We start from the raw sequence: 19,941 nt of genomic DNA on the forward strand, positions 1-19,941 counted from the left end.
CATGACCTGCTCGCAGAGCGAAGCCAGGCTGTCTCCTTTGGGTACCCGCGCCGTCGCTGAATGCATCGAATAGCGCGGGACCGCTCAGTCCGTCAGTAGCGTCGCGTCGGCGGCGAAACATTACAACCGTGCTTCGGGCCACTTCGGCAGCCGTGTCGGACGAGTGCGCCGACCGTCCGTCCGCCCGGCGTCTGAGCCGGGGCGACGCCTTTGTGACGAATCGATTACGCTGTCGCTGAAGGTGGGCAGGTTGCCGGCCGGGGCTGGAACAGCGGCGTGGAAATCCGGGTACTCGGGGGTCTGGCGGTACGGCTCGGCGACGTGGACCTTCCGCTTGGAACCCCCAAGCAGCAGTTGGTGTTCGCGCTACTCGCCGTACGGGCCAACCAGTTGGTCACGCTGCACCATCTGGTGGACGAGCTGTGGCCGGACGCGCCGCCTCGGTCGGCTGTCGCGAACGTCCGGACCTACGCCGCCAATCTGCGTCGGAGCCTCGACCCGGGTGTGGGCGACGCGCCGAGGATCGTCCGGGAGTCCGGCGGTTACCGACTCCTCGTCGATGCAAGTCTGATCGATCTTCATCGATTGAGCTCCCACTTGCGCCGTGCCCGGGATCTGATGCGCGACGGGGAGGCCGCGCAGGCGGCCCCCGTGCTCGTCGAGGTGGTCGACGCGTCGGCCCCGCTGCTCGCCGGCTTGGCGCTGGGGCCGGCGCTCGCCGTTCAGCGCGAGGCCGTGAGTGAGGAACACCAGGCGGCGCTGGAACTGTTGGCCGAGGCGTATCTCAGCCTCGGGCGCCCCGAATCAGCGGTGTCGTTACTGCGTGACCACGTCTCGCATCAGCCGCTGCGCGAGCGGGCGCAGTGTCTCCTGATGCGCGCGCTCATCCAGGCGGGTGACCCGGGAGGCGCCCTCGCCGTCCACCGCGCCACTCGCGAGGCGTTGTCCGACCAGCTCGGCGTGCCACCGAGCGCGGAGATGGAGCGACTTCGTATGGTCGCGGCCCGGGCCCGACGCCGGATTCCGGAATCGGCGCACGAGGTGGAAGCGATCCGGAGTGCTGCGCATAAGCGCAATTGGTTGCCCCGGACAGTGATGGATTTCGTCGGCCGGGAGGAAATGGTCGATCGATTGTTGCGCGAAGTGCTCGAGGCGCCCGGCTCCGGCCCGACGATTCGCGTGATCGACGGCATGGCGGGCTGCGGCAAGACCACTCTCGCCCTGCACGTGGCCGCCCGGTCGACCGAGCGCTTCCCGGACGGGCAACTCTTCATCGACCTTCGGGGACACAGCGTGCGAACGCGGATGCGGCCTGCGGCGGCCTTGGACACGCTGCTTCGCCAACTGGGTGTGCCGACCGGCCGGATACCGCTGGAACTGCCCGACCGGCAGGAGATGTGGCGGCGCGAACTGGCCGCGCGTTCGGTGCTGGTGGTGCTCGACAACGCCGCCGACAGCCGGCAGGTCGAGCCGCTGCTACCCGTCTCCGGATCGGCAGTCGTCCTCGTCACCAGCCGGCGGCGCCTGCTGGCACTCACCGAGCGACCGCCGGTGTCCCTCGCCGTCCTCACCGAGGCCGAGGCGCTCGAACTGCTCGCCACCCTCATCGGGAGCGGCCGGGTGGCGGCCGAGCCGAAGGCCGCGCGACAACTTGTCGACATCTGCGGCTGCCTCCCGCTCGCCGTCAGACTGGCCGGCACCCGGCTGGCACATCGGCCCGACTGGCGGATCTCCGACCTCGTCGACAGGCTGAGCCACAGGTCGATCTTCCTCCCCGGTCTCCGTGCCGAGGCGCGAAGCGTGATGGAGGCGTTCGCCGAGTCGTACGAGCCGCTCGACGAGGCGTGCCGGAAAGCCTTCCGATCCTTCGGGCTGGCGGCCGGGAACCACCTCGACACCGCCATGGTCGCCGCCCTCACCGACCTGCCCCTGCGGGACGCGGCGGACGTCCTCGACGAACTGGTGGACCGCCACCTCGTGCAGGAGACCTCGGCCGGCCGGTACCGCCTGCACGACCTGATGAGGCGTTACGCCGCCGAACTGGCCCGGCAGGAGGACGAGCCGACGACCGGACGACCGGCGATCCGGAAGCTGCTGGATCACGTGTTGCACTCGGTGGTGCGGGCGTCCGCGTCGATCGAGGACGGCCGGGTGCTCGCGCAGCACCTGCGGCTCGGAGAACCGCTTCGACCGGATCTGCTCGCCGGACGCGTCGACCGCGACCTGGACTGGCTGGAGGAACAGCGGTCGAACCTGGACGCCTTCGTCCGTCAGGCGGCTGACCAGGGCCATGAACCGATGGCATGGCGCCTGGCTCGCGCCGGTTGGCGGTTCTTCTACATCCGCGGTTACTTCGACGACATATCGGCCACGCACGCGGTGGGTCTCGCCGCCGCCCAGCGGTGCGGGGACCGGCACGCCGTGGCCCTCATGCACAACTATCTCGCCTCGGCGTGCGTACGCACCGGCGCCTACCAGGACGCCTCGGCACACCTGCACGAGGTCGTGTCGATCCTCACCGGGCTCGGTGACGAATCGGGCGCGCAGCGGGCACGGTTCAACCTCGGCGCCGTGCACTGGCTGACCGGGCGACTCCACCAGTCGCTCGAAGCCAATCGCATGACGTTGCGCAGCTACGCGCTGGACACCCTTCCGGTCCTGCCGAACCTCGGCCTCACCTTGCGCCACCTCGGTCGTTACGCCGAGTCGATGGCGGTTCATCGGCTGCACCTCTTCGCCGCCCGGATCAAGCAGGATCCGTTCCACATGTCGAACGCACTGGGGCATCTCGGTGGCCTCAGATACCGCCTGGGACAGAACGCCGCGGCGGAGCGCCTGCTCCGAGCCTCGCTCGCGCTCCGGGATCGCACCGGCAATGGCTTCGGCCGTGCCGAGACGCTCAGCGACCTCGCCGGCACCTACCGGCAACTCGGCCGCTACGACGACGCGCTGCGGCATCACGAAGCCGTCATCGAGGCCGCCGCCGCGTCCGGCGAGCGGGACGTCCAGGCTCGGGCACGAAACGAGCTGGCCGTCACCCTGGGAGCCACGGGGCGAGCCGCCGAGGCGGTGGCCGTCTTCGAGGAGGCACTCGCCATCGCCACTCGGATCGGCCATCCCTACGAGCAGGCCCGCGCCCTCGACGGCCTGGCCGGACACCTGGCGGAGAAGCAGCCGGCGCAGGCACGACGGTACCGGCAGCGCGCGTTGGCGATCTTCGAGCGGATGGGTGCGCCCGAGCGCCACGACCTGCGCCGACAGCTCGCCGAGACCCCTGCCTGAACCGGCTTATCGATTTCTTATCGCGGCGTTCGTTAGCGTCCCGGGGCATCGGCCACGGGGAGGGTTCACCGCCAGAGCGGACCCGGCCGAACGAGGCCCCCACCGTCAGTTCCCCCCAGCGAATCGGCGGTGGGCAGGTGAGGGAGGAGCGTCGTGCACCGGCACCCGACACGACGTTCCTCCCCGCCGCCGGCCGGAGCACCCACGCCGTCGTACCCGGCGGATAGGGTCGGGCCGTGACCGAACCCGCGCAGCTCACCCACGTCGACCCGGCCGGTGCGGCCCGGATGGTCGACGTCTCCGCCAAGCCGGTCTCGGGCCGGCTCGCGGTCGCCGCCGGCCGCCTCCGCACCACCGCCGAGGTGGTGGAGTTGCTGCGCCGCGACGGCCTGCCCAAGGGCGACGCGCTCGCCGTCGGCCGGCTCGCCGGCATCATGGGCGCCAAGCGCACCCCCGACCTGATCCCGCTCTGCCACCCGATCGCGCTGCACGGCGTCACAGTCGACCTCGACCTCACCGCCGACACGGTGGAGATCACCGCAACCGCGAAGACGGCCGACCGCACGGGCGTCGAGATGGAGGCGCTGACCGCGGTGGCGGTCGCCGGGCTGGCGCTTGTCGACATGGTGAAGGCGGTCGACCCGGCCGCGTCGGTGGACGCCGTCCGGGTGCTCCGCAAGGAGGGCGGCAAGACCGGCGAGTGGGTCCGGCCGGAGGACCGGCCGTGATCCGGGCCCGGGTGATCGTGGCCTCGAACCGGGCCGCCGCCGGGGTCTACGAGGACACCAGCGGCCCGCTGCTCGTGACCGGGCTGCGGGAGCTGGGGTGCGAGGTCGACGCGCCGGTGGTGGTGCCGGACGGCGAACCGGTCGGCGACGCCCTGCGCGCGGCCCGCGCCGACGGCGTCGACGTGGTGCTGACCAGCGGCGGCACCGGCATCACCCCGACCGACCGCACACCCGACGTGACCCGCACGCTGCTCGACTACGAGATCCCCGGCATCGCCGAGGCGATCCGCGCGCACAGCCGCGACACGGTGCCGACGGCGGCGCTGTCCCGGGGCCTGGCCGGGGTGGCCGGCCGGACGCTCGTGGTCAACCTGCCCGGTTCACGCGGCGGCGCCCGGGACGGTCTGGCGGTGCTCGGGCCGATCCTGCGGCACGCCGTCGACCAGCTTCGCGGCGGCGACCACTGAACCCGCGAGGCACGTGCCCCGGCGTTAGGCTCGCCGGATGAGCACGGAAACCGAAGCCGCCGCGGTCGAGGCGGGTACGCCACCACCGGCCGGGTGGGAGGAGGCCCGCTCCCGGGTGTACGCGGTGGGCCTGTCCGCCGCGCTCCCCGCGGTCGCCCGGCCGCTGGCCGAGGCCGACGGGCACACCCTGGCCGAGCCGCTGACCACGCGTACCGACCTGCCGGCGTTCCCCACCTCCAGCGTGGACGGCTGGGCGGTGCGCGGCGCGGGGCCGTGGCGCGTCGCCGGCCGGGTGCTCGCCGGGCAGACCGCACCCCCGTTGGAGACCGACGGCAGCACGGTGGAGATCGCCACCGGCGCGATGGTTCCCGAGGGCACGACGGCGATCCTGCGGATCGAGGAGTCGACGCGTACGGCGGACGGCCTGGTGGCCGGCACGCCCCGCCCGGCGCCGGAGTGGCGGGAGCCGGGCGAGGAGGCGTACCTCGGGGAGGAACTGCTGCCCGCCGGCACGCCGGTGGACCCGGCGGTGATCGGCCTGGCCGCCTCCTGCGGGCACGACACGCTGCGGGTTCGCCGCCCACCCCGGGCCGCGCTGCTGGTCTTCGGCGACGAACTGCTCACCTCGGGTCCGCCCGGCGCGGGCCGGGTCCGCGACGCGCTCGGCCCGTCGGTGCCGGCCTGGCTGCGCCGCTACGGCTGCCAGGTGCGTGCCGCCGACGTGGTCGGCCCGGTCGCCGACACGCTGCCCGCGCACGTGGCGGCGCTGCGGGGCGCGCTCGCCAACGCCGACCTGGTCTGCACGACCGGCGGCACCATGCACGGCCCGGTCGACCACCTGCACCCGACGCTGGAGGCGCTCGGCGCCGACTACGTGGTGAACACCGTGGCGGTGCGTCCGGGCTTCCCGATGCTGCTGGCCAGGCTGGTGGACGGCGACGGGCGGGTGCGGTTCGTGGCCGGTCTGCCCGGCAATCCGCAGTCGGCAGTGGTGGCGCTGGTGTCGCTCGTCGCGCCCCTGCTCGCCGGTCTCACCGGCCGGCAGATGCCGGTGCTCCCGCACGTGACGCTGGCCGAGCCGATTCCCGGGCGCGGCGACTACACCCATCTGGCGCTGGCCCGCTGGGACCGCGTCGCCGGCACCGCGTACCCGGTGCGGCACGTCGGCTCGGCGATGCTGCGCGGGCTGGCCGGCGCGGACGGGTTCGCGGTGATCCGGCCCGGCACCAGCGGCGCGGCCGGCGACCGGGTGCCGCTCGTGCCGCTGCCGCTGACCCCCGGGGAGCGGTTCGGGTGAGCGCGACGAACGAGCCGACGGGAGACGTCGTGACAGTGGAAGCAGGCGTGGTGCTCGGCGCGGTGACCGACCGGCCGCTCGACCTGGCCGAACACGAGGCGGCGGTCGCCGACCGCCGGGCCGGTGCGGTGGTGTCCTTCCAGGGCGTGGTCCGCGACCACGACCACGGGCGGGCGGTCACCCGGCTGGAGTACGAGGGCCATCCCACCGCCGAGGCGGTGCTGCGCGAAGTGGCGGCCGAGATAGCGGCCGACCCGCAGGTGTACGCGGTGGCGGTGTCGCACCGGATCGGCCCGCTGGAGATCGGGGACGTGGCGCTGGTGGCGGCGGTCAGCACGGCGCATCGCGCGGCCGCGTTCGCCGCCTGCGCCCGGCTGGTCGACGAGGTGAAGTCACGGCTGCCGATCTGGAAGCGGCAGGTCTTCGACGACGGCACCGAGGAGTGGGTGAACTGCCCCTGAACCGGCCGGCTCAGCGCCGGCCGGCGAGCGCGGCGGTGCGGCCCAGCCGCTCGTGGTAGAACGCCGGCTCGGCGCCGGGACGCCACGGCAGCGCCGCGACGAGCACGATCAGCGCGATGGCCAGGGAGTTCTCCATCAGCGCGCCGAACAGGCCGTCCTGGTAGTGGGACACCTCGGGGAGCTGGTGCTCGTACGGCCAGATCGGTGAGATCAGGAACAGCAGGTAGAGCCCGAGCGCGCCGACGCCGTGGCGCAGGCCGGTCAACGTCGGGTACCAGATCGGTGGGCGCAGTGCCGGCACGCCGTTTGCCGAGGGGCCGCCGGTGCCGCGCAGGGGCAGGCCGCGGCTGGCTTCGCGGCGGCGTACCGCGGCGTCGGCCAGCACGATGATCGACGGGATGACCCAGATCAGGTGGTGCGACCAGGAGATCGGGCTGATCACGTTGGCGGTGAGCCCGACCAGCGTGAACGCGGTCAGCTCGTCGCCGTCGGCGCGGGCGCTCATCGCCCGGGACAGGCCCAGCGCCAGGATCAGCACCGAGAACGCCAGCCAGAGCAGGCCGGGCGTCTCGATCGAGTCGTAGAGCCGCGCCAGCAGACCGGCGAGGGACTGGTTGGCGGTCATGTCCGCCGCGCCGACCCGCTCGGTCTGCCAGAGCACGCCGGTGAAGTACGCGCGGGACTCCTCACCGAGCACGCCGAACGTCGCGATGGTCACGCCGATCGTGGTGCCCACAGCGGTGAGCGCGGCCCGCCACTGCCGGGTGAGCATCAGGTAGGCCACGAACAGCGCCGGGGTGAGCTTGACCGCTGTGGCGAGCCCGATGCCGACACCGGCCCAGGCGCCGCTGTAGACGAACCGGGCCAGCGGCGAGTCGGCCGTCTCGTAGTGGGTGCCCCGCTTGGCCCGCCAGCGCAGGCCCACCATGTCCGCCATGATCAGCGCGAACAGCAGCAGGTTGACCTGCCCGTAGCCGAGCGTCTCCCGGGACGGCTCGATGGCGACGGCGAGCGGGGTGGCGATGCCGACGGCGAACCAGAGCGGCCAGCCGAGGCGGTCCACGATGGGGCGTAGCAGCGCGGCGAGGACGACGGCGAGCGCGCCGATGCTGGCGAGCGCGTTGACGAAACCGGCGCCGTCCACCGGCAGCCACGTCATCGGCAGCATGACCAGGGCGGCGAACGGCGGGTAGGTGAAGCCCAGCGTGGTCGACGGTGCGACGAAGTCGTACAGCTCGTTGCCGCCGGCCCACCACAGCACCGCGCCGTGGTAGATCTTCATGTCGAAGAAGTTGTATGGCCGTCCGAAAGCGCCGATGGCGAGCCACGCGGCGTACGAGACGACGGCGACGACGCCGAGGCGCACCACGATCCGGCGGTCGACGCGGGAGGTCGGGGCGAGGCGGTTGGTCCGTCTACCGACTGTCGTCGGCATGGCGTGGCCACCCCCGTACCAAGGTCGTCGTACCCGTCCAGGTCCAGCACGGAGCCTAGAACGGCGCCTCACGTTGCTGCCTCCCGCGTTACGCGACCGTGTCCGATCCCACACGTGTTTGCGACATTTCCACCGCGTTAACGGGTCTCGGACGGTTCAGGTGATTGATGGCCTTGCGGGGGGTGGTGGGTCGTACGAAATGCCTGGTCAGCCGGGCATGCGGCGGGCGGTGGCTGCGGAGCGTACGGCGATCTTCGCCTCGCGACGAGCGGTGCGGACCGCGCGTTTGACCGACCGGCGTGAGTGGTCGATGCGGTGGCCGGCGCGCCAGCGCAGGCCCGGCTTGCCCTCGGTGTCGGCGGCGGCGAGGAGGAGGCCACCGAGCAGGCCGAGGTTCTTCAGGAAGTGGACCTGGTTGTTGTTGCGCGCGGCCGGGTCGTCGTTGTTCCAGAAGGCGTGCCCGGCGGCGGTGGTCGGGATCAGGGAGCCGGCGAGCACCAGCGCGGCCGGGCGGGTGAACCGGCCGGTGGCGAGCATCAGGCCGCCGACGAGTTGGGTGGCGGCGTTGGCGCGGATCAGCGAGACCGTGTCGGTGGGGATTCGGGGGTGCACGTTCCGGATCAGCGGGGCGACCTTCCCGGTGACCGGTTCCGCGGCCTGCACCAGGCGTTCCGGGTTGCGCAGGTTGCGGGCGCCGCTGACCACGAAGATGCCGCTCAACATGACTCGGGCGAGGGAGCGCACGGGCTTCATGGCTCAGTCTTACCCCGTCGGGGGCGTCGTCATCCCCGCAACACACGAAAGGTATCGGCCGACGTGGACGTCCGAACGGTATCGATTTCAGCGACCGTCGCGGATGGACCGGTCGCGTTCGGTAAGGTCGCGCGGGTGACGACGCTGCGACTGCGCCCGGAGGGCCCCGCCGACGAGGCGCCGGTGGCCCGGGTGCTGGCCGCCGCCTTCGCCCGCCCCGACGTGGCCACCCCACCGGAGGTCGGTCTGGTCGAGGAGTTGCGGCACAGCCCGGCGTGGATTCCGGAGCTGGCCGTGGTCGCCGAGTACGGCGGCGAGGTGGTGGCGTACGCGCTGCTCACACGCGTCGGTGTACGCACCGACGACGGTCGTACGTGGCCGGCGCTCGCCCTGGGTCCGGTGGCGGTGGCGCGGCACCGGCAGCGGCTGGGGCACGGCACGGCGGCGGTGCAGGCGGCGCTGGACGCCGCGACGGAGCTGGGCGAGCGGCTGGTTGTGGTGCTGGGCGACCCGGCCTACTACCGGCGGTTCGGGTTCGGCCCGGCGGACCGGCTGGGGCTGACCAGCCCCTGGTCCGGGCTGGGGGAGCCGTGGCAGGCGCTGGTACTGCCGCCGTCGGCGAGCGGCGAGCCGTCACCGCCGGCCGGCGAGGTGGTCTTCCCGCCACCGTGGTCGCGGGTCTGAGGCCGTTTCAAGAGCAGCGGTCAGGCGGGCTGGGTACGCAGGTAGCGGCCGAAGTGCGGCACGGTGAACGCCACCGTCCCCCGCTCGCCGGAGTAGATCAGCCCCTTCTTGATCAGCGCGTCACGCGCCGGGGAGAGGCTGGCCGGCTTGCGGCCGAGCGCGCGGGCGATCTCGGCGGTCGGCACCGCCGCGTCCATGTCGTCCCGGCCGCCCTCCTCACCGTCCACCAGCGCCAGCGTCGCCATCGCGCGCATGTACTCGCGTTCGGCAGGGGTGGCCCGTTCGAACCGGGAGCCGAAGAACCCCACCGCCAGTTCGGCCTCCGCCTCGGGCGCGGCCACCCGGACGTCCGCCGCGGTGATCGGTGAGCGGGGCGCGTGGTCCCAGGTGGCCTTCCCGTACGCCTGGACGAAGTAGGGATAGCCACCCGACTTCTCGTAGAGCAGGTCGAGCGCCTTCTGCTCGTACTCGACCTGCTCCCGCTCGGCCGGCGCGCAGAGCGCCTGGTCGGCGGCGATCCGGTCGAGCCGGTCGATGCGCTGGTAGCGGTAGAGCCGCTCGGAGTACGACTTGGCGGCGCTGAGCACGGCCGGCAGGTGCGGCAGACCCGCGCCCACGACGATGAGCGGCGCGCCGAGCTGGGACAGCTCGTGGCAGGCGGCGCAGAGCGCGGAGACGTCCTCGGCGCCGACGTCCTGCATCTCGTCGATGAAGATCGCGATGCCGGTGCCGACGTCGGTGGCGACCGCCGCCGCGTCGCTGAGCAGCTCGACAAGGTCGATCTCGATGTCGCCGGAGTCGGCGCGTCCGCTGCTCGCCGGTACGTCGATGCCGGGCTGCCAGCGGTCGCGCAGCTTGGGCGCCGCGCCGCCCCGACCGGTGGGCGCGGAGCGTTGCGCGAAGGCCTTGAGGACGCCGAGGAACGCGTCGATCCGGTCCGGGGCGCGGTGCCGGGGCGCGAGTTCGCGGACCGCCATGTGCAGCGCGGCGGCGATCGGGCGGCGCAGTGACTGGTCCGGCCGGGCCTCGATCTTGCCGGTGCCCCAGAGGTGGTTGATCGCCTCGGAACGCAGCGTGTTGAGCAGGACCGTCTTGCCGACTCCCCGCAGGCCGGTGAGCATCAGGCTGCGTTCGGGGCGACCACGGGCGATCCGTTCCAGCACCACGTCGAAGACGTCCAGTTCCCGCCCCCGCCCGGCGAGTTCGGGCGGGCGCTGCCCGGCGCCCGGTGCGTACGGGTTGCGGACCGGATCCACGAATCGCACAGTATCGGGTTCTCTAGCGACCAGGCTAGATGCGCGTAGAGGCGGCTACCGCGTGTCGGCCTCGATACAAAACTAGGGCTGTCTAGCGTGGATGCTAGACAGCCCTAGTTTTGGTTACCGACAGGCGGACAGGGTCAGCGGCGCTTCAGGCAGAGCACGAAGTCGAGCGTGTCCAGCTCGCTGTCGAAGAAGTACCAGTCGGTGTAACCGGCCACCTTCCCGCACTTGGCCTCCGCGTCCTTCTTGCCGCTCGTCGCGCCGTCGATGCGGCGCAGCACCTCGTACGTCTTCGGGGCGCAGTCGGCGATCACCAGCTTCGGCTGGCCGCCGCCACCCTCGTTGGCGACGCACTGGCCCGCCTTGACGAAACGCGGATCGGTCGACGAGGCCGGAGCCGCCGTCGTAGGCGTCGTGTCGGCCGGCTCGCTCGGCGGCGCGGCCTCGCCGGTCGGATCCGCGGCCGGTCCAGTGGCGGCCGTGGTGCCGCCGGTCGGCGTCTGCTCGTCCCGGCCCAGCATCCAGTACGCCCCGGCGCCGCCCAGCAGCAGCACGGCCAGCACGATCACCACCACAAGCAGCGGGCCCTTCCCGCGCTTCGGCGGCGGCGTCGGCTCGGCGTACGGCGGCTGACCACCCCCGTACTGCGGCCCGGCATAGAGGTCACCCGGGTGACCCTGCTGCGGGGACCAGGCCGGGCCCGGCTCGAAGCGCTGCGTCGGCGGCCCGTACTGATCGGCCGGCGGGCCGTACCGGTCGGCGGGCCCGTACTGCTGGGTGGGCGGCCCGTACTGGTCGGGCGGGCCGTACTGGTCGGCGGGCGGCCCGTACGGCTGCGCGCCCGGCGGGCCGTACCGCGGATCCGGCTGCGGGGCGTAACGCGGGTCGCCCTGCGGAGCGTAGCGGGGGTCGGGCTGCGGGGCGTAGCCGTCGTCGGGCCGTCCCCAGGGGTCGGGAGAGCCGCCGCCCGGTGGACCGAAGTTCGACATGAACGCCTCCTGCGTACGCCAGTGCTGAGAGGCCGGCCACCAACTGGGGACGCCGACGCCGTGGCCACCGTAGCGTGGACAGACGATGAGCTCACGCCCCACGAGTGCGACGAACGTCGTCGATTCCGCGACGCCGCCGGCCCGCACCGCGCTGATCTGGACCGCCCTCGTGCTGGTCTACCTGCTGTGGGGCTCGACGTACCTGGGCATCCGGGTGGCCGTCGAGTCCCTGCCGCCACTGATCTCCGCGGCGATGCGGTTCGCCGGCGCGGCCGTGGTGCTCGCCGTCGTGCTGCGCCTGCGGCGGGGACCCGGCGCGCTGCGGGTGCCCGCGCGTCGCGTCGGCTCCGCCGCGCTGATCGGCGTGCTGCTGCTCGCCGGCGGCAACGGTCTGGTGGTGCTCGCCGAGTCCGGCCCGCCCGGGACCGCCGTACCGTCCGGTGTGGCGGCGCTGCTCGTCGCCACCGTGCCGCTGCTCGTGGTGCTGCTGCGGACGACGGGCGGGGACCGGCCGCGACCCTGGACGTTCCTCGGGGTGGCGCTCGGCTTCGCCGGTCTGGTCCTGCTCGTGCTGCCCCGCGACGGGGTCGACGGCGTGCCGGTGGCGGGCGCGCTGACTGTGGTCGCCGCGGCGACGAGCTGGTCGGTCGGCTCGTACCTGTCCGGGAAGATCCTGATGCCCGCGGACCCGTTCGTGGCCACCGTCTACGAGATGGTCGCCGGCGCGGCGGTGCTCGCGCTCGTCGGCGTGGCCCGGGGTGAGCTGCGCGGCTTCTCCTTCGCGGAGGTGACCGGCCGGTCCTGGGCGGCGATGGCCTACCTGATGGTGGCCGGATCCCTCGTCGCCTTCACCGCGTACGTCTGGCTGCTCGCCCACGCGCCGATCTCCCTGGTCTCCACCTACGCGTACGTGAACCCGGTGGTCGCGGTGGCACTCGGCGCGTTGTTCGTCGCCGAACCGATCACCTCGCAGGTGCTGATGGGCGGCGCGGTCATCGTGGTCGGCGTCGCGGTGGTGGTGAGCACCGAGCGTCCCCGCCGGTCCCCGCCACCAGCCGTCGACGGGACGGCCGGGGAGCCCGCCGGGCGGTAGCGTCCCCGCCCGTGTCGGCGCTGCTGGTGACGGGGATCGCCCTGCTCGGCGCACCAGCCGGGTGGGTGGCGGTGCCGGCCGGCCGGTCGCTCGTCGCGGTTCCCCCTGGCGGCGCTCCGCGCCGGAGCACGCTCGCCCTGGTCGGTGTCGTGGTGTTCGGCGGGCTCGCCGCCACCAGGGGCACCGACCCGGCACTGCCCGCGCTGCTGCTGGTCGCCGCCGCCGGGCTGGTCCTCACGGTCACCGACCTGACCGCGCTGCGGCTGCCCGATCCGCTCGTCGGCGTGGTCGCGCTCGGCGGCGGGCTCGGCCTCACCGCGGCCGCGACGGCGACCGGCGAACCGCGCCGCCTGGCCGTCGCGGTGGCCGGGGCCGCGCTCTCCTTCATCGGGTACGCGCTGCTGGCGCTGCTGCCTCGCGCCCGGCTCGGCTTCGGCGACGTGAAGCTCGCCGCCGCGCTCGGGCTGCCGCTGGGCTGGCTCGGCTGGCCGGCGCTGCGGCTCGGGCTGCTCCTGCCGCACGTGCTCGCCGGAGTCGCGGTGCTGGTCCTGCTCGCCGCCGGCCGGGTACGCCGGGACACGCCGGTGCCGTTCGGCCCGGCGCTGCTCGGCGGCGCGTGGCTCGCCGCCGTCCTCAACTGACCTGCGCGGTCGGCCGCGCGCCACGGGCGGTCAGATCAGCCGGAGCTGGTGGTCCTTCGGGCGGCGGGGCTCGGTTGCGTCCAGGCGCTCGAACAACGCCGGGTCAATTACATCGAGGAACGGCGACGGGCGGGTGTCGCGTTCCGCGCCGTGCCGGGCGCGGCGGCCCGCGTGGCTGACGTAGAGCCGGTCCTGCGCCCGGGTCAGCCCGACGAAGAACAGCCGCCGCTCCTCGGCCACCGCGTCGTCGTCCGGCTCGGAGCCGGGCCAGCGCAGCGGCAGCAGGCCGTCCTCGGCGCCGACCAGGAACACCACCGGGAACTCCAGGCCCTTCGCGGCGTGCAGCGTGAGCAGCGTGACCGCCTCGGCGCGCGGGTCCAGCGCGTCCACCTCCGCGCCGGTGGCGAGCTGGTTGAGGAACAGCTCCAGGTCGTCGCCGCAGCGCCGGGCCAGCGGGGTGAGCAGGTCCACCGCGGTGCGGACGTCCTCGGGGCGTACCGCGCCGGAACCGTCGAGCGTGGGCACCGCGAAGCGCTCGGCCAGGATCTGCCCGGCCTGGCGTACCCGGGCGGCGAGCGAGCCGTCAAGACCGGCGTGGCGCAGTTCGCGGGCGATCGCCGGCACGCCGGGACGGTCGCGCAGCCGGTCGTGCGAGCGCTTCTGCACCGGGATGTTCGCCCGGGCCAGCGCGTCCACGATCGGTGCGGCCTGAGCGTCGGTGCGGTACAGCACCGCGATGTCGGAGAAGGACAGCGAGGTGGCCCGCCCGTCGATCCGCCCCGAGTCCAGCGAGCGGTGGGACAGGCCGCCGACCAGCTCGTCCACGGTACGGGCCACGAAGTCGGCCTCGTCGTGGGCGGAACTCGCCGCGTACCGGCCGACCAGCGGCGCCTCCGGGTCGAGGCGGGCCGGGTCGAGGCGCCGGCCGCGCACCAGCGACGACGGCGCGATGGCCTGCACGGCGGCGGCCAGGATCGGCGCCGAGGAACGGTAGTTGCGGTTCAGGCGGACCAGCCGGGCGTCGGTGAAGTCCTGCGAGAAGCGCAGGAAGTAGCCCACGTCCGCACCCCGGAACGAGTAGATCGCCTGGTCCGGGTCGCCGATCGCGCACAGGTTGCCGTCCGGCGGGCTGAGCAGCCGCAGCAGGTCGTACTGCACCGCGTCGACGTCCTGGTACTCGTCGACGAAGATCCACTTCCACCGCTCGCGGTACTCCCGCACCAGCTTCCGGTCCCCCTTGAGCAGGGCCACCGGCAGCGTCAGCAGCTCGTCCAGGTCGACCAGGTCCCGCTTGCGCAGCAGTGCCACGTACCGCTCGTCGTCGTCACCGGCCTCGGCGCGCGCCGCCGCCCGGTCCGCGTCGTCGGCGATCCGGAAGTCCGCCGGCAGCCCGGCCGCCGCCGCGTTCTCCCGCAGCACGGTCAGGCCGAGCGAGTGGAACGTGCCGACTGTGACGTCCTCGGCGACCGGGCCGAGCAGCCCGTCCAGCCGGTGCCGCAGTTCCTCGGCCGCCCGCCGGGTGAACGTGATCGCCAGGCACTGGTCGGGGAAGACGTTCAGCTCCGCGCAGAGGTACGCGATCCGATGGGTGAGCGTCCGCGTCTTGCCGGTGCCCGGACCGGCCACGATGAGCAGCGGACCACCCGGCGCCGACGCGGCCACCCGCTGCATCGCGTCCAGCCGGTCCAGCAGGCCGGTGCCGACCTCCTCCATCCCGGCGAGCATCGGCTCGAACGGCTCGTGCGGGGACGGCGGCGGCGCGATCGGGGGCGCGGGCGGCGGCGTGCGCTTCGGCTCGGGCCGGGCCGCCGCCGGGCGCTTGGCCTTCGGCTTCGGCGCCGGCTCCGCCGGCCGCCGCTGCGCGGGCACCGGTACGTCGAACAGCGTCTCCTGCCCCGCGCGGGCACCCGAGGCGCCCAGCTCCGCCGGGTCGAACAGCGTAATCACGCCGTACTCGCCGTCGTAGCCCGGCACCCGGCGCACGTCGCCGCGGCGCAGCCGGCCGATGCCCTCCGCGAGCAGCTCGCCGCCGACCCGGCCGATCTCCTCGATCGGGGTACGCGTGAGGATCTCCAGCTCCGGGCCGAGCGCGGCGATCAGCTCGTTGAGCTTGCCCTCGACCTTCTTCGACCGCGCGCCGACCCGGTTCAGCTCACCCAGGATCTCGGCCAGCGGCACCAGATGCGTCACCTCGCGCGCGTGCGCCGGACGGTGCCCCACCGGCCGGTCCGCCAGCTCCTCGACCCGGCTGAGTACGCCCACTGTCAGCGGCTTGCCGCACTCCGGGCAGCGCCCACCCGCCTCGCGGGTCCGCTCCGGCGACCAGTTCACGCCGCACAGGCGGTGCCCGTCGGCGTGGTACTTGCCCTCCTCCGGGAAGAACTCCACGGTGCCCGCAAGACCGTCGCCGGTCCGCAGCGCCTCGCGGATCGCGAAGTAGTCGCGGGCGGCGGTCAGGACCGTCGCCTCCCGGGCCAGCGCGGGCGGCGAGTGCGCGTCCGAGTTCGACACCAGCTGGTAGCGGTCCAGGCTGCCGACCCGCCAGTTCATCTCCGGGTCGGACGACAGACCGGTCTCCACCGCGAAGATGTGTTCGGCCAGGTCGGCGTAGCAGTCGGCGATCGCGTCGAAGCCGGACTTCGAGCCGAGCGCGGAGAACCAGGGCGTCCAGATGTGCGCCGGCACCAGGTAGCCGTCCGGGCTCGCCTCCAGCGTGATCTCCAGCAGGTCGCGGGAGTCAAGCCCGAGGATCGGCCGGCCGTCCGAGCCGAGGTTGCCGATCCGGCCCAGCGCGGTGTTGAACCGGGCCACCGCGTCCAGGTCCGGCAGGTAGATCAGGTGGTGCACCTTGCGGGTGCGGTCGTCACGCTTGTAGATCGTGGAGATCTCCACGCTCAGCATGTACCGGACCGGGTCGGCCTCCGCCTCGCTTGCGAGCCGGGGCGGCAGCCGCCGGGCGACGTCCCGCTCCGCCTCGGGCGAGAGCCGGTACAGGCCCGGCTCGGCCGGGTGCAGCGTCTCCCGCAGGTGGTCGTACCAGGCGGGATGGGTGAAGTCGCCGGTGCCGAGCACGCCGATGCCCTTGCGCCGGGCCCACCAGGCCAGGTTCGGCAGGGTCAGGTCGCGGCTGCACGCGCGGGAGTACTTCGAGTGGATGTGCAGATCCGCGACGTACGGCGGGAGGCCACCGGGGGGTGCGGCGCTGAACGGAGGCACGCCGCATCCTGTCACGTCCGGTCCCCCGCCCGCCCGTCGCCACGCGTACGGGTGACCTGAGCAATGCGGTGCTGGACTCGGCGGCCCATGCACGCTATTGAGCGCGCAGCTCGACGAGCGTCACCTGGGGAGGCGCGCCCACCCGCACCGGCGGGCCCCAGAAGCCGGCGCCGTTCGTGACGTAGACCTTCGTGCCGTCGACCTCGCCGAGACCGGAGACAACCGGCTGTTCGAGCTTCACCGCCAGGTTGAACGGCACCATCTGGCCGCCGTGCGTGTGCCCGGAGAGTTGCAGGTCGACGCCGAACTTCGCCGCCTCCTGCGCGGCCACCGGCTGGTGCGCCAGCAGCACCACCGGGCGGCTCGGGTCGCGGTCGCCGAGGGCGGCGGCGTAGTCGGCGGGCGCGGCCACCCCGGTGCCGGCGGCGCTCACGTCGTTCACCCCGGCCAGGTCCAGCACACCGCCCCGGGCCTGGATCTCCTGCCGCTCGTTCTGAAGCACCCGCAGGCCGAGCCGGTCCACCTCGCGGACCCACTCCTCGACGCCCGAGTAGTACTCGTGGTTGCCGGTGACGAAGAAGCTGCCGTACCGGGACTGCAGGTCGCGCAGCGGTTCGGCGGCCTCGCCCAGCTCGGCCACCGTGCCGTCGACCAGGTCGCCGACCACCGCGACCAGGTCGGCGTCCATCCGGTTGATCATCGCGACGATCCGCTCGGTGTGCGCTCTGCCGCGCAGCGGCCCGAGGTGGATGTCCGAGACGGTGGCGATACGCAGGCCGTCCATGCTCCGGGGCAGCTTGGCCAGCGGGATCTGCACCCGGTCGAGCCGCGGCGGGCCCATCGCGGTGCGTACGCCGTACCCGGTGACGCCGGCGGCGGTGAGCCCGGCGAAGATCGCCGCCCCACGGGCGAGCAGCAACCGCCGGGAGGGGTCGTGGTCCGGCGCGGGGGTGCCGGCCGGGGGCACGTCGGCGTTGTCGACCGGCGGCGTCGTCGCACCCTCCGCCGTCGCCGCGCCCACGAGTGCGGGCTCGGGCTCCGGGCCGGCGGCGACCGCCGCGCGGGCCCGGCGGCGCAGCACGAGCCGGACGACAGCGGTCGGCACCTCCAGCACCAGCAGCAGCACCAGCAGGTAGAACATGAGCGCGACCCAGAGGTAGCCCGGCCAGGCCAGCCAGTACCAGCCGCTGCGGGTGCCCGCCATCGTCACCGGTACGAGCACCGCCAGCGCCGCGATCGCCACGCCACCGGCCCGGCGCCACCGCCCGGGACACGTGGTGTCCCGGACCAGCCGCTGCCACAGGTAGAAGTGGATCAGGCCGATCACGAGCACGACGAAGCCCAGGAATGTCGCCATGGCCAGCACGTGTGCCCCCCTCAGCCGCCCGCGAAGGGCGGCAGCACGTCCACCGTCACCCCGGCCGGCAACAGTGCCCGTCGATCATGACAGGCCACGCCGTCGACCAGGAAACTCGCCGCCTTCAGCACCACCGCGAGGCGTTCGCCGTGCCGGGCGGCCAGTTCATCGAGGAGTTCGTCCAGGGACACGCCCGCGGATGCGGTCTCCTCGGGTCGTCCGGCGGCCGCGCGGGCGCCGGCGAAGTAGCGGACTGTGAGCTCCACCCTCAGCCTCCGATCGCCGACATCGAGCGCGCGGGCTGGAGGAACGTCGGGTCGTCGATGCCGTGCCCGGCCCGCTTGGCCCACATCGCGGACCGCCAGCGCCGGGCCAGCTCCTCGTCGTCCGCGCCGGCGCGCAACGCGCCGCGCAGGTCCGACTCCTCGGTGGCGAACAGGCAGTTGCGCACCTGGCCGTCGGCGGTGAGCCGGGTGCGGTCGCAGTCGCCGCAGAACGGCCGGGTCACACTGGCGATGACCCCGACCCGGGCCGGCCCGCCGTCCACCAGCCACGTCTCGGCCGGTGCCGCGCCCCGCTCGGACGGGTCCGGCGTCAGCGCGAACGCGGCGTGCAGGGAGGCCAGGATCTCGTCGGCGGTGACCATCGTCGATCGGTCCCAGCCGTGCTGCGCGTCGAGCGGCATCTGTTCGATGAACCGCAGCTCGTAGCCGTGCGCGAGCGCGAACCGGAGCAGCGCGGGCGCCTCGTCGTCGTTCGTGCCCCGCATCAGCACCGAGTTGATCTTCACGGGGGTCAGCCCGGCTTCCGCCGCGCCGGCCAGGCCGGCGAGCACGTCGCCGAGCCGGTCGCGGCGGGTCAGCGCGGTGAACCGGTCCCGGTCGAGGGTGTCGAGCGAGACGTTGACGCGGTCCAGCCCGGCCGCGCGCAGCGCGGACGCCATGCGGGCCAGGCCGATGCCGTTCGTGGTCAGCGAGATGCGCGGCCGGGGCGTGAGCGCGGCGACCGCCGCCACGATGCCGGGCAGGCCGGGCCGGATGAGCGGCTCACCGCCGGTGAAGCGCACCTCGGTGATGCCGAGCCGGGTCACCGCGACACCCACCAGCCGGACGATCTCGTCGTCGCTGAGCAGTTGCGGACCGGACAGCCAGGGCAGGCCCTCGGCCGGCATGCAGTAGGTGCAGCGCAGGTTGCACTTGTCGGTGAGGGAGACCCGAAGGTCCCGGGCGACACGGCCGTACCGGTCGGCGAGAACGCCGTCGGTCGTCGTCCGGGGGGTGCTCATCGGTCGACCGTAGCGCGGTCGAGCCCGCGGAGGGCGGCACGAGCGGTGGAACCCACGGCGTCCGCGTACGCCGCGCCGAAGATCGCGGCGTGCACGAGCAGCAGATGCAACTGGTGCAGCGGCACCCGCTCCCGCCACCCGTCGGCGAGCGGCCACGCCTCCCGGTAGGCCGCCATGATCCGGTCCAGGTGCGGCGGGCCGCCGAACAGCGCGAGCTGCGCCAGGTCGGTCTCGCGGTGGCCGCCGTGCGCGGCCGGGTCGACCAGCCACACCCGGTCGTCGGCGCCCCAGAGCAGATTGCCCGGCCAGAGATCGCCGTGCAGCCGGGCCGGCGGCTCGTCACCACCGAACTCACCGATCCGGTCGACGACCTGCTCGACGAGCGCCACCCCGGCGCTGTGCAGCGCGCCACGGTCGACCGACAGGCGCAGGTAGGGCAGGAGTCGGCGCCGGGCGAACCAGTCCGGCCAGGGACCGGGGTCGGGCGTGTTGTCCTGCGGCAGCGAACCGATGAACCCCGGCCAGTCCGCACCGAACGCGGGCGCGCCGGCGCGGTGCAGCCCGGCCAGGTCGCGGCCGAACGCCTCCGCGGCCTCCGGCGTCGGCTCGCCGGGCTCCACCCAGTCGAGCGCCAGCAGGTCGGGCAACACGACGAACACATCCGGTACGGGCACCGAGCCGGCCTCGCGCAGCCAGCGCAGCCCGGCCGCCTCGGCGGCGAAGAAGCCCTCCGGCAGCGGACGCGCGGCCCGTTCCGGCCACGTCTTGGCGAACACCGAGTGCCCGTCGTCCAGCGTGAGCCGGGAGGCGGCGCAGATGTCACCACCGGAGACCGGCGTCTCCCGGATCCGCTGGTGGGTCAGGAAGGTCGGCAGGTGCTCCGGGTGTGCCCGCAGGTACGCCAGGTCCATGTGCGCAAGGTAGCCGGTACCCCGGACATCCGTGTGCCGAGCGACGCCGCCGATCGCCACTGAGCTGGACAGATACGCTC

At 73.5% G+C, this 19,941-nt stretch carries 17 protein-coding genes; 8 read left to right on the forward strand and 9 right to left on the reverse strand.

Annotated features, from left to right (window positions below; genetic code table 11):
• Positions 1-276: 276 nt before the first annotated feature.
• The 5 genes from IRY44_RS10995 (at position 277) to IRY44_RS11015 (ending at position 6,235) form a co-directional block, all read left to right on the forward strand.
• Complete coding sequence (locus IRY44_RS10995; protein WP_194800309.1) at positions 277-3,282, forward strand: tetratricopeptide repeat protein; 3,006 nt, start codon at positions 277-279, stop codon at positions 3,280-3,282.
• Positions 3,283-3,518: 236 nt separating this feature from the next.
• On the forward strand, positions 3,519-4,010 hold the full coding sequence (moaC, locus tag IRY44_RS11000; protein ID WP_013289345.1) for a cyclic pyranopterin monophosphate synthase MoaC: 492 nt from the start codon (positions 3,519-3,521) through the stop codon (positions 4,008-4,010).
• On the forward strand, positions 4,007-4,477 hold the full coding sequence (locus IRY44_RS11005) for a molybdenum cofactor biosynthesis protein B (RefSeq protein ID WP_194800310.1): 471 nt from the start codon (positions 4,007-4,009) through the stop codon (positions 4,475-4,477). The genes moaC and IRY44_RS11005 overlap by 4 nt, the downstream gene beginning before the upstream one ends.
• 37 nt (positions 4,478-4,514) lie before the next feature.
• A complete protein-coding gene (locus tag IRY44_RS11010; RefSeq protein WP_194800311.1) occupies positions 4,515-5,774 on the forward strand; it encodes a molybdopterin molybdotransferase MoeA in 1,260 nt (419 codons plus the stop codon).
• 35 nt (positions 5,775-5,809) lie between these two features.
• Positions 5,810-6,235 carry a molybdenum cofactor biosynthesis protein MoaE gene (locus tag IRY44_RS11015; RefSeq protein ID WP_194800431.1) on the forward strand — a complete coding sequence of 142 codons (426 nt, stop codon included), beginning with the start codon at positions 5,810-5,812 and terminating at the stop codon, positions 6,233-6,235.
• Positions 6,236-6,245: 10 nt separating this feature from the next.
• Here IRY44_RS11015 and IRY44_RS11020 read toward each other — a convergent pair whose 3' ends face one another.
• Complete coding sequence (locus IRY44_RS11020) at positions 6,246-7,670, reverse strand: glycosyltransferase 87 family protein (RefSeq protein WP_194800312.1); 1,425 nt, start codon at positions 7,668-7,670, stop codon at positions 6,246-6,248.
• A 207-nt stretch (positions 7,671-7,877) separates the two neighbouring features.
• On the reverse strand, positions 7,878-8,423 hold the full coding sequence (locus tag IRY44_RS11025) for a DoxX family protein (protein WP_194800313.1): 546 nt from the start codon (positions 8,421-8,423) through the stop codon (positions 7,878-7,880).
• Positions 8,424-8,558: 135 nt separating this feature from the next.
• Between IRY44_RS11025 and IRY44_RS11030 the strand changes: the two genes are divergently transcribed.
• The gene (locus IRY44_RS11030) at positions 8,559-9,107 is read left to right on the forward strand and encodes a GNAT family N-acetyltransferase (RefSeq protein WP_194800314.1); all 549 of its coding nucleotides are present in this window, start codon (positions 8,559-8,561) and stop codon (positions 9,105-9,107) included.
• Positions 9,108-9,127: 20 nt separating this feature from the next.
• Here IRY44_RS11030 and IRY44_RS11035 read toward each other — a convergent pair whose 3' ends face one another.
• A complete protein-coding gene (locus IRY44_RS11035) occupies positions 9,128-10,363 on the reverse strand; it encodes an ATP-binding protein (protein ID WP_194800315.1) in 1,236 nt (411 codons plus the stop codon).
• A 143-nt stretch (positions 10,364-10,506) separates the two neighbouring features.
• Positions 10,507-11,358, reverse strand: coding sequence for a flagellar basal body protein FliL (locus tag IRY44_RS30675; protein WP_228531853.1), 852 nt, complete (start codon positions 11,356-11,358; stop codon positions 10,507-10,509).
• A gap of 85 nt (positions 11,359-11,443) precedes the next feature.
• Between IRY44_RS30675 and IRY44_RS11045 the strand changes: the two genes are divergently transcribed.
• Entirely contained in the window at positions 11,444-12,451 is a 1,008-nt protein-coding gene (locus tag IRY44_RS11045) for an EamA family transporter (RefSeq protein WP_228531854.1), read from the forward strand.
• Between the two features lie 11 nt (positions 12,452-12,462).
• On the forward strand, positions 12,463-13,092 hold the full coding sequence (locus IRY44_RS11050) for an A24 family peptidase (protein ID WP_194800316.1): 630 nt from the start codon (positions 12,463-12,465) through the stop codon (positions 13,090-13,092).
• A gap of 30 nt (positions 13,093-13,122) precedes the next feature.
• Here IRY44_RS11050 and IRY44_RS11055 read toward each other — a convergent pair whose 3' ends face one another.
• The 5 genes from IRY44_RS11055 to IRY44_RS11075 all read right to left on the reverse strand — a co-directional run bounded on the left by IRY44_RS11055 (position 13,123) and on the right by IRY44_RS11075 (position 19,861).
• Positions 13,123-16,308 carry a UvrD-helicase domain-containing protein gene (locus tag IRY44_RS11055; RefSeq protein WP_194800317.1) on the reverse strand — a complete coding sequence of 1,062 codons (3,186 nt, stop codon included), beginning with the start codon at positions 16,306-16,308 and terminating at the stop codon, positions 13,123-13,125.
• 94 nt (positions 16,309-16,402) lie between these two features.
• Positions 16,403-17,674 carry a metallophosphoesterase gene (locus tag IRY44_RS11060; protein ID WP_370584914.1) on the reverse strand — a complete coding sequence of 424 codons (1,272 nt, stop codon included), beginning with the start codon at positions 17,672-17,674 and terminating at the stop codon, positions 16,403-16,405.
• Positions 17,675-17,685: 11 nt separating this feature from the next.
• Positions 17,686-17,931 carry a MoaD/ThiS family protein gene (locus tag IRY44_RS11065; protein ID WP_194800319.1) on the reverse strand — a complete coding sequence of 82 codons (246 nt, stop codon included), beginning with the start codon at positions 17,929-17,931 and terminating at the stop codon, positions 17,686-17,688.
• A gap of 2 nt (positions 17,932-17,933) precedes the next feature.
• Positions 17,934-18,950, reverse strand: a complete 1,017-nt coding sequence (moaA, locus tag IRY44_RS11070; RefSeq protein WP_194800320.1) for a GTP 3',8-cyclase MoaA — start codon at positions 18,948-18,950, stop codon at positions 17,934-17,936.
• A complete protein-coding gene (locus tag IRY44_RS11075; protein ID WP_194800321.1) occupies positions 18,947-19,861 on the reverse strand; it encodes a fructosamine kinase family protein in 915 nt (304 codons plus the stop codon). Before IRY44_RS11075 ends, moaA begins: the two co-directional genes overlap by 4 nt.
• Between the last annotated feature and the right edge of the window lie 80 nt (positions 19,862-19,941).

The sequence above is a fragment of the Micromonospora sp. ANENR4 genome (assembly GCF_015354395.1).
Classification (GTDB): domain Bacteria; phylum Actinomycetota; class Actinomycetes; order Mycobacteriales; family Micromonosporaceae; genus Micromonospora; species Micromonospora aurantiaca.

What these genes read in the sequence shown, in the direction of transcription:
- IRY44_RS11010 (WP_194800311.1), top strand. Translation starts at nt 4,515, where the DNA reads ATGAGCACGGAAACCGAAGCCGCCGCGGTCGAGGCGGGTACGCCACCA.
- IRY44_RS11020 (WP_194800312.1), bottom strand. Translation starts at nt 7,670, where the DNA reads ATGCCGACGACAGTCGGTAGACGGACCAACCGCCTCGCCCCGACCTCC.
- IRY44_RS11025 (WP_194800313.1), bottom strand. Translation starts at nt 8,423, where the DNA reads ATGAAGCCCGTGCGCTCCCTCGCCCGAGTCATGTTGAGCGGCATCTTC.
- IRY44_RS30675 (WP_228531853.1), bottom strand. Translation starts at nt 11,358, where the DNA reads ATGTCGAACTTCGGTCCACCGGGCGGCGGCTCTCCCGACCCCTGGGGA.
- IRY44_RS11045 (WP_228531854.1), top strand. Translation starts at nt 11,444, where the DNA reads ATGAGCTCACGCCCCACGAGTGCGACGAACGTCGTCGATTCCGCGACG.
- moaA (WP_194800320.1), bottom strand. Translation starts at nt 18,950, where the DNA reads ATGAGCACCCCCCGGACGACGACCGACGGCGTTCTCGCCGACCGGTAC.
- IRY44_RS11075 (WP_194800321.1), bottom strand. Translation starts at nt 19,861, where the DNA reads ATGGACCTGGCGTACCTGCGGGCACACCCGGAGCACCTGCCGACCTTC.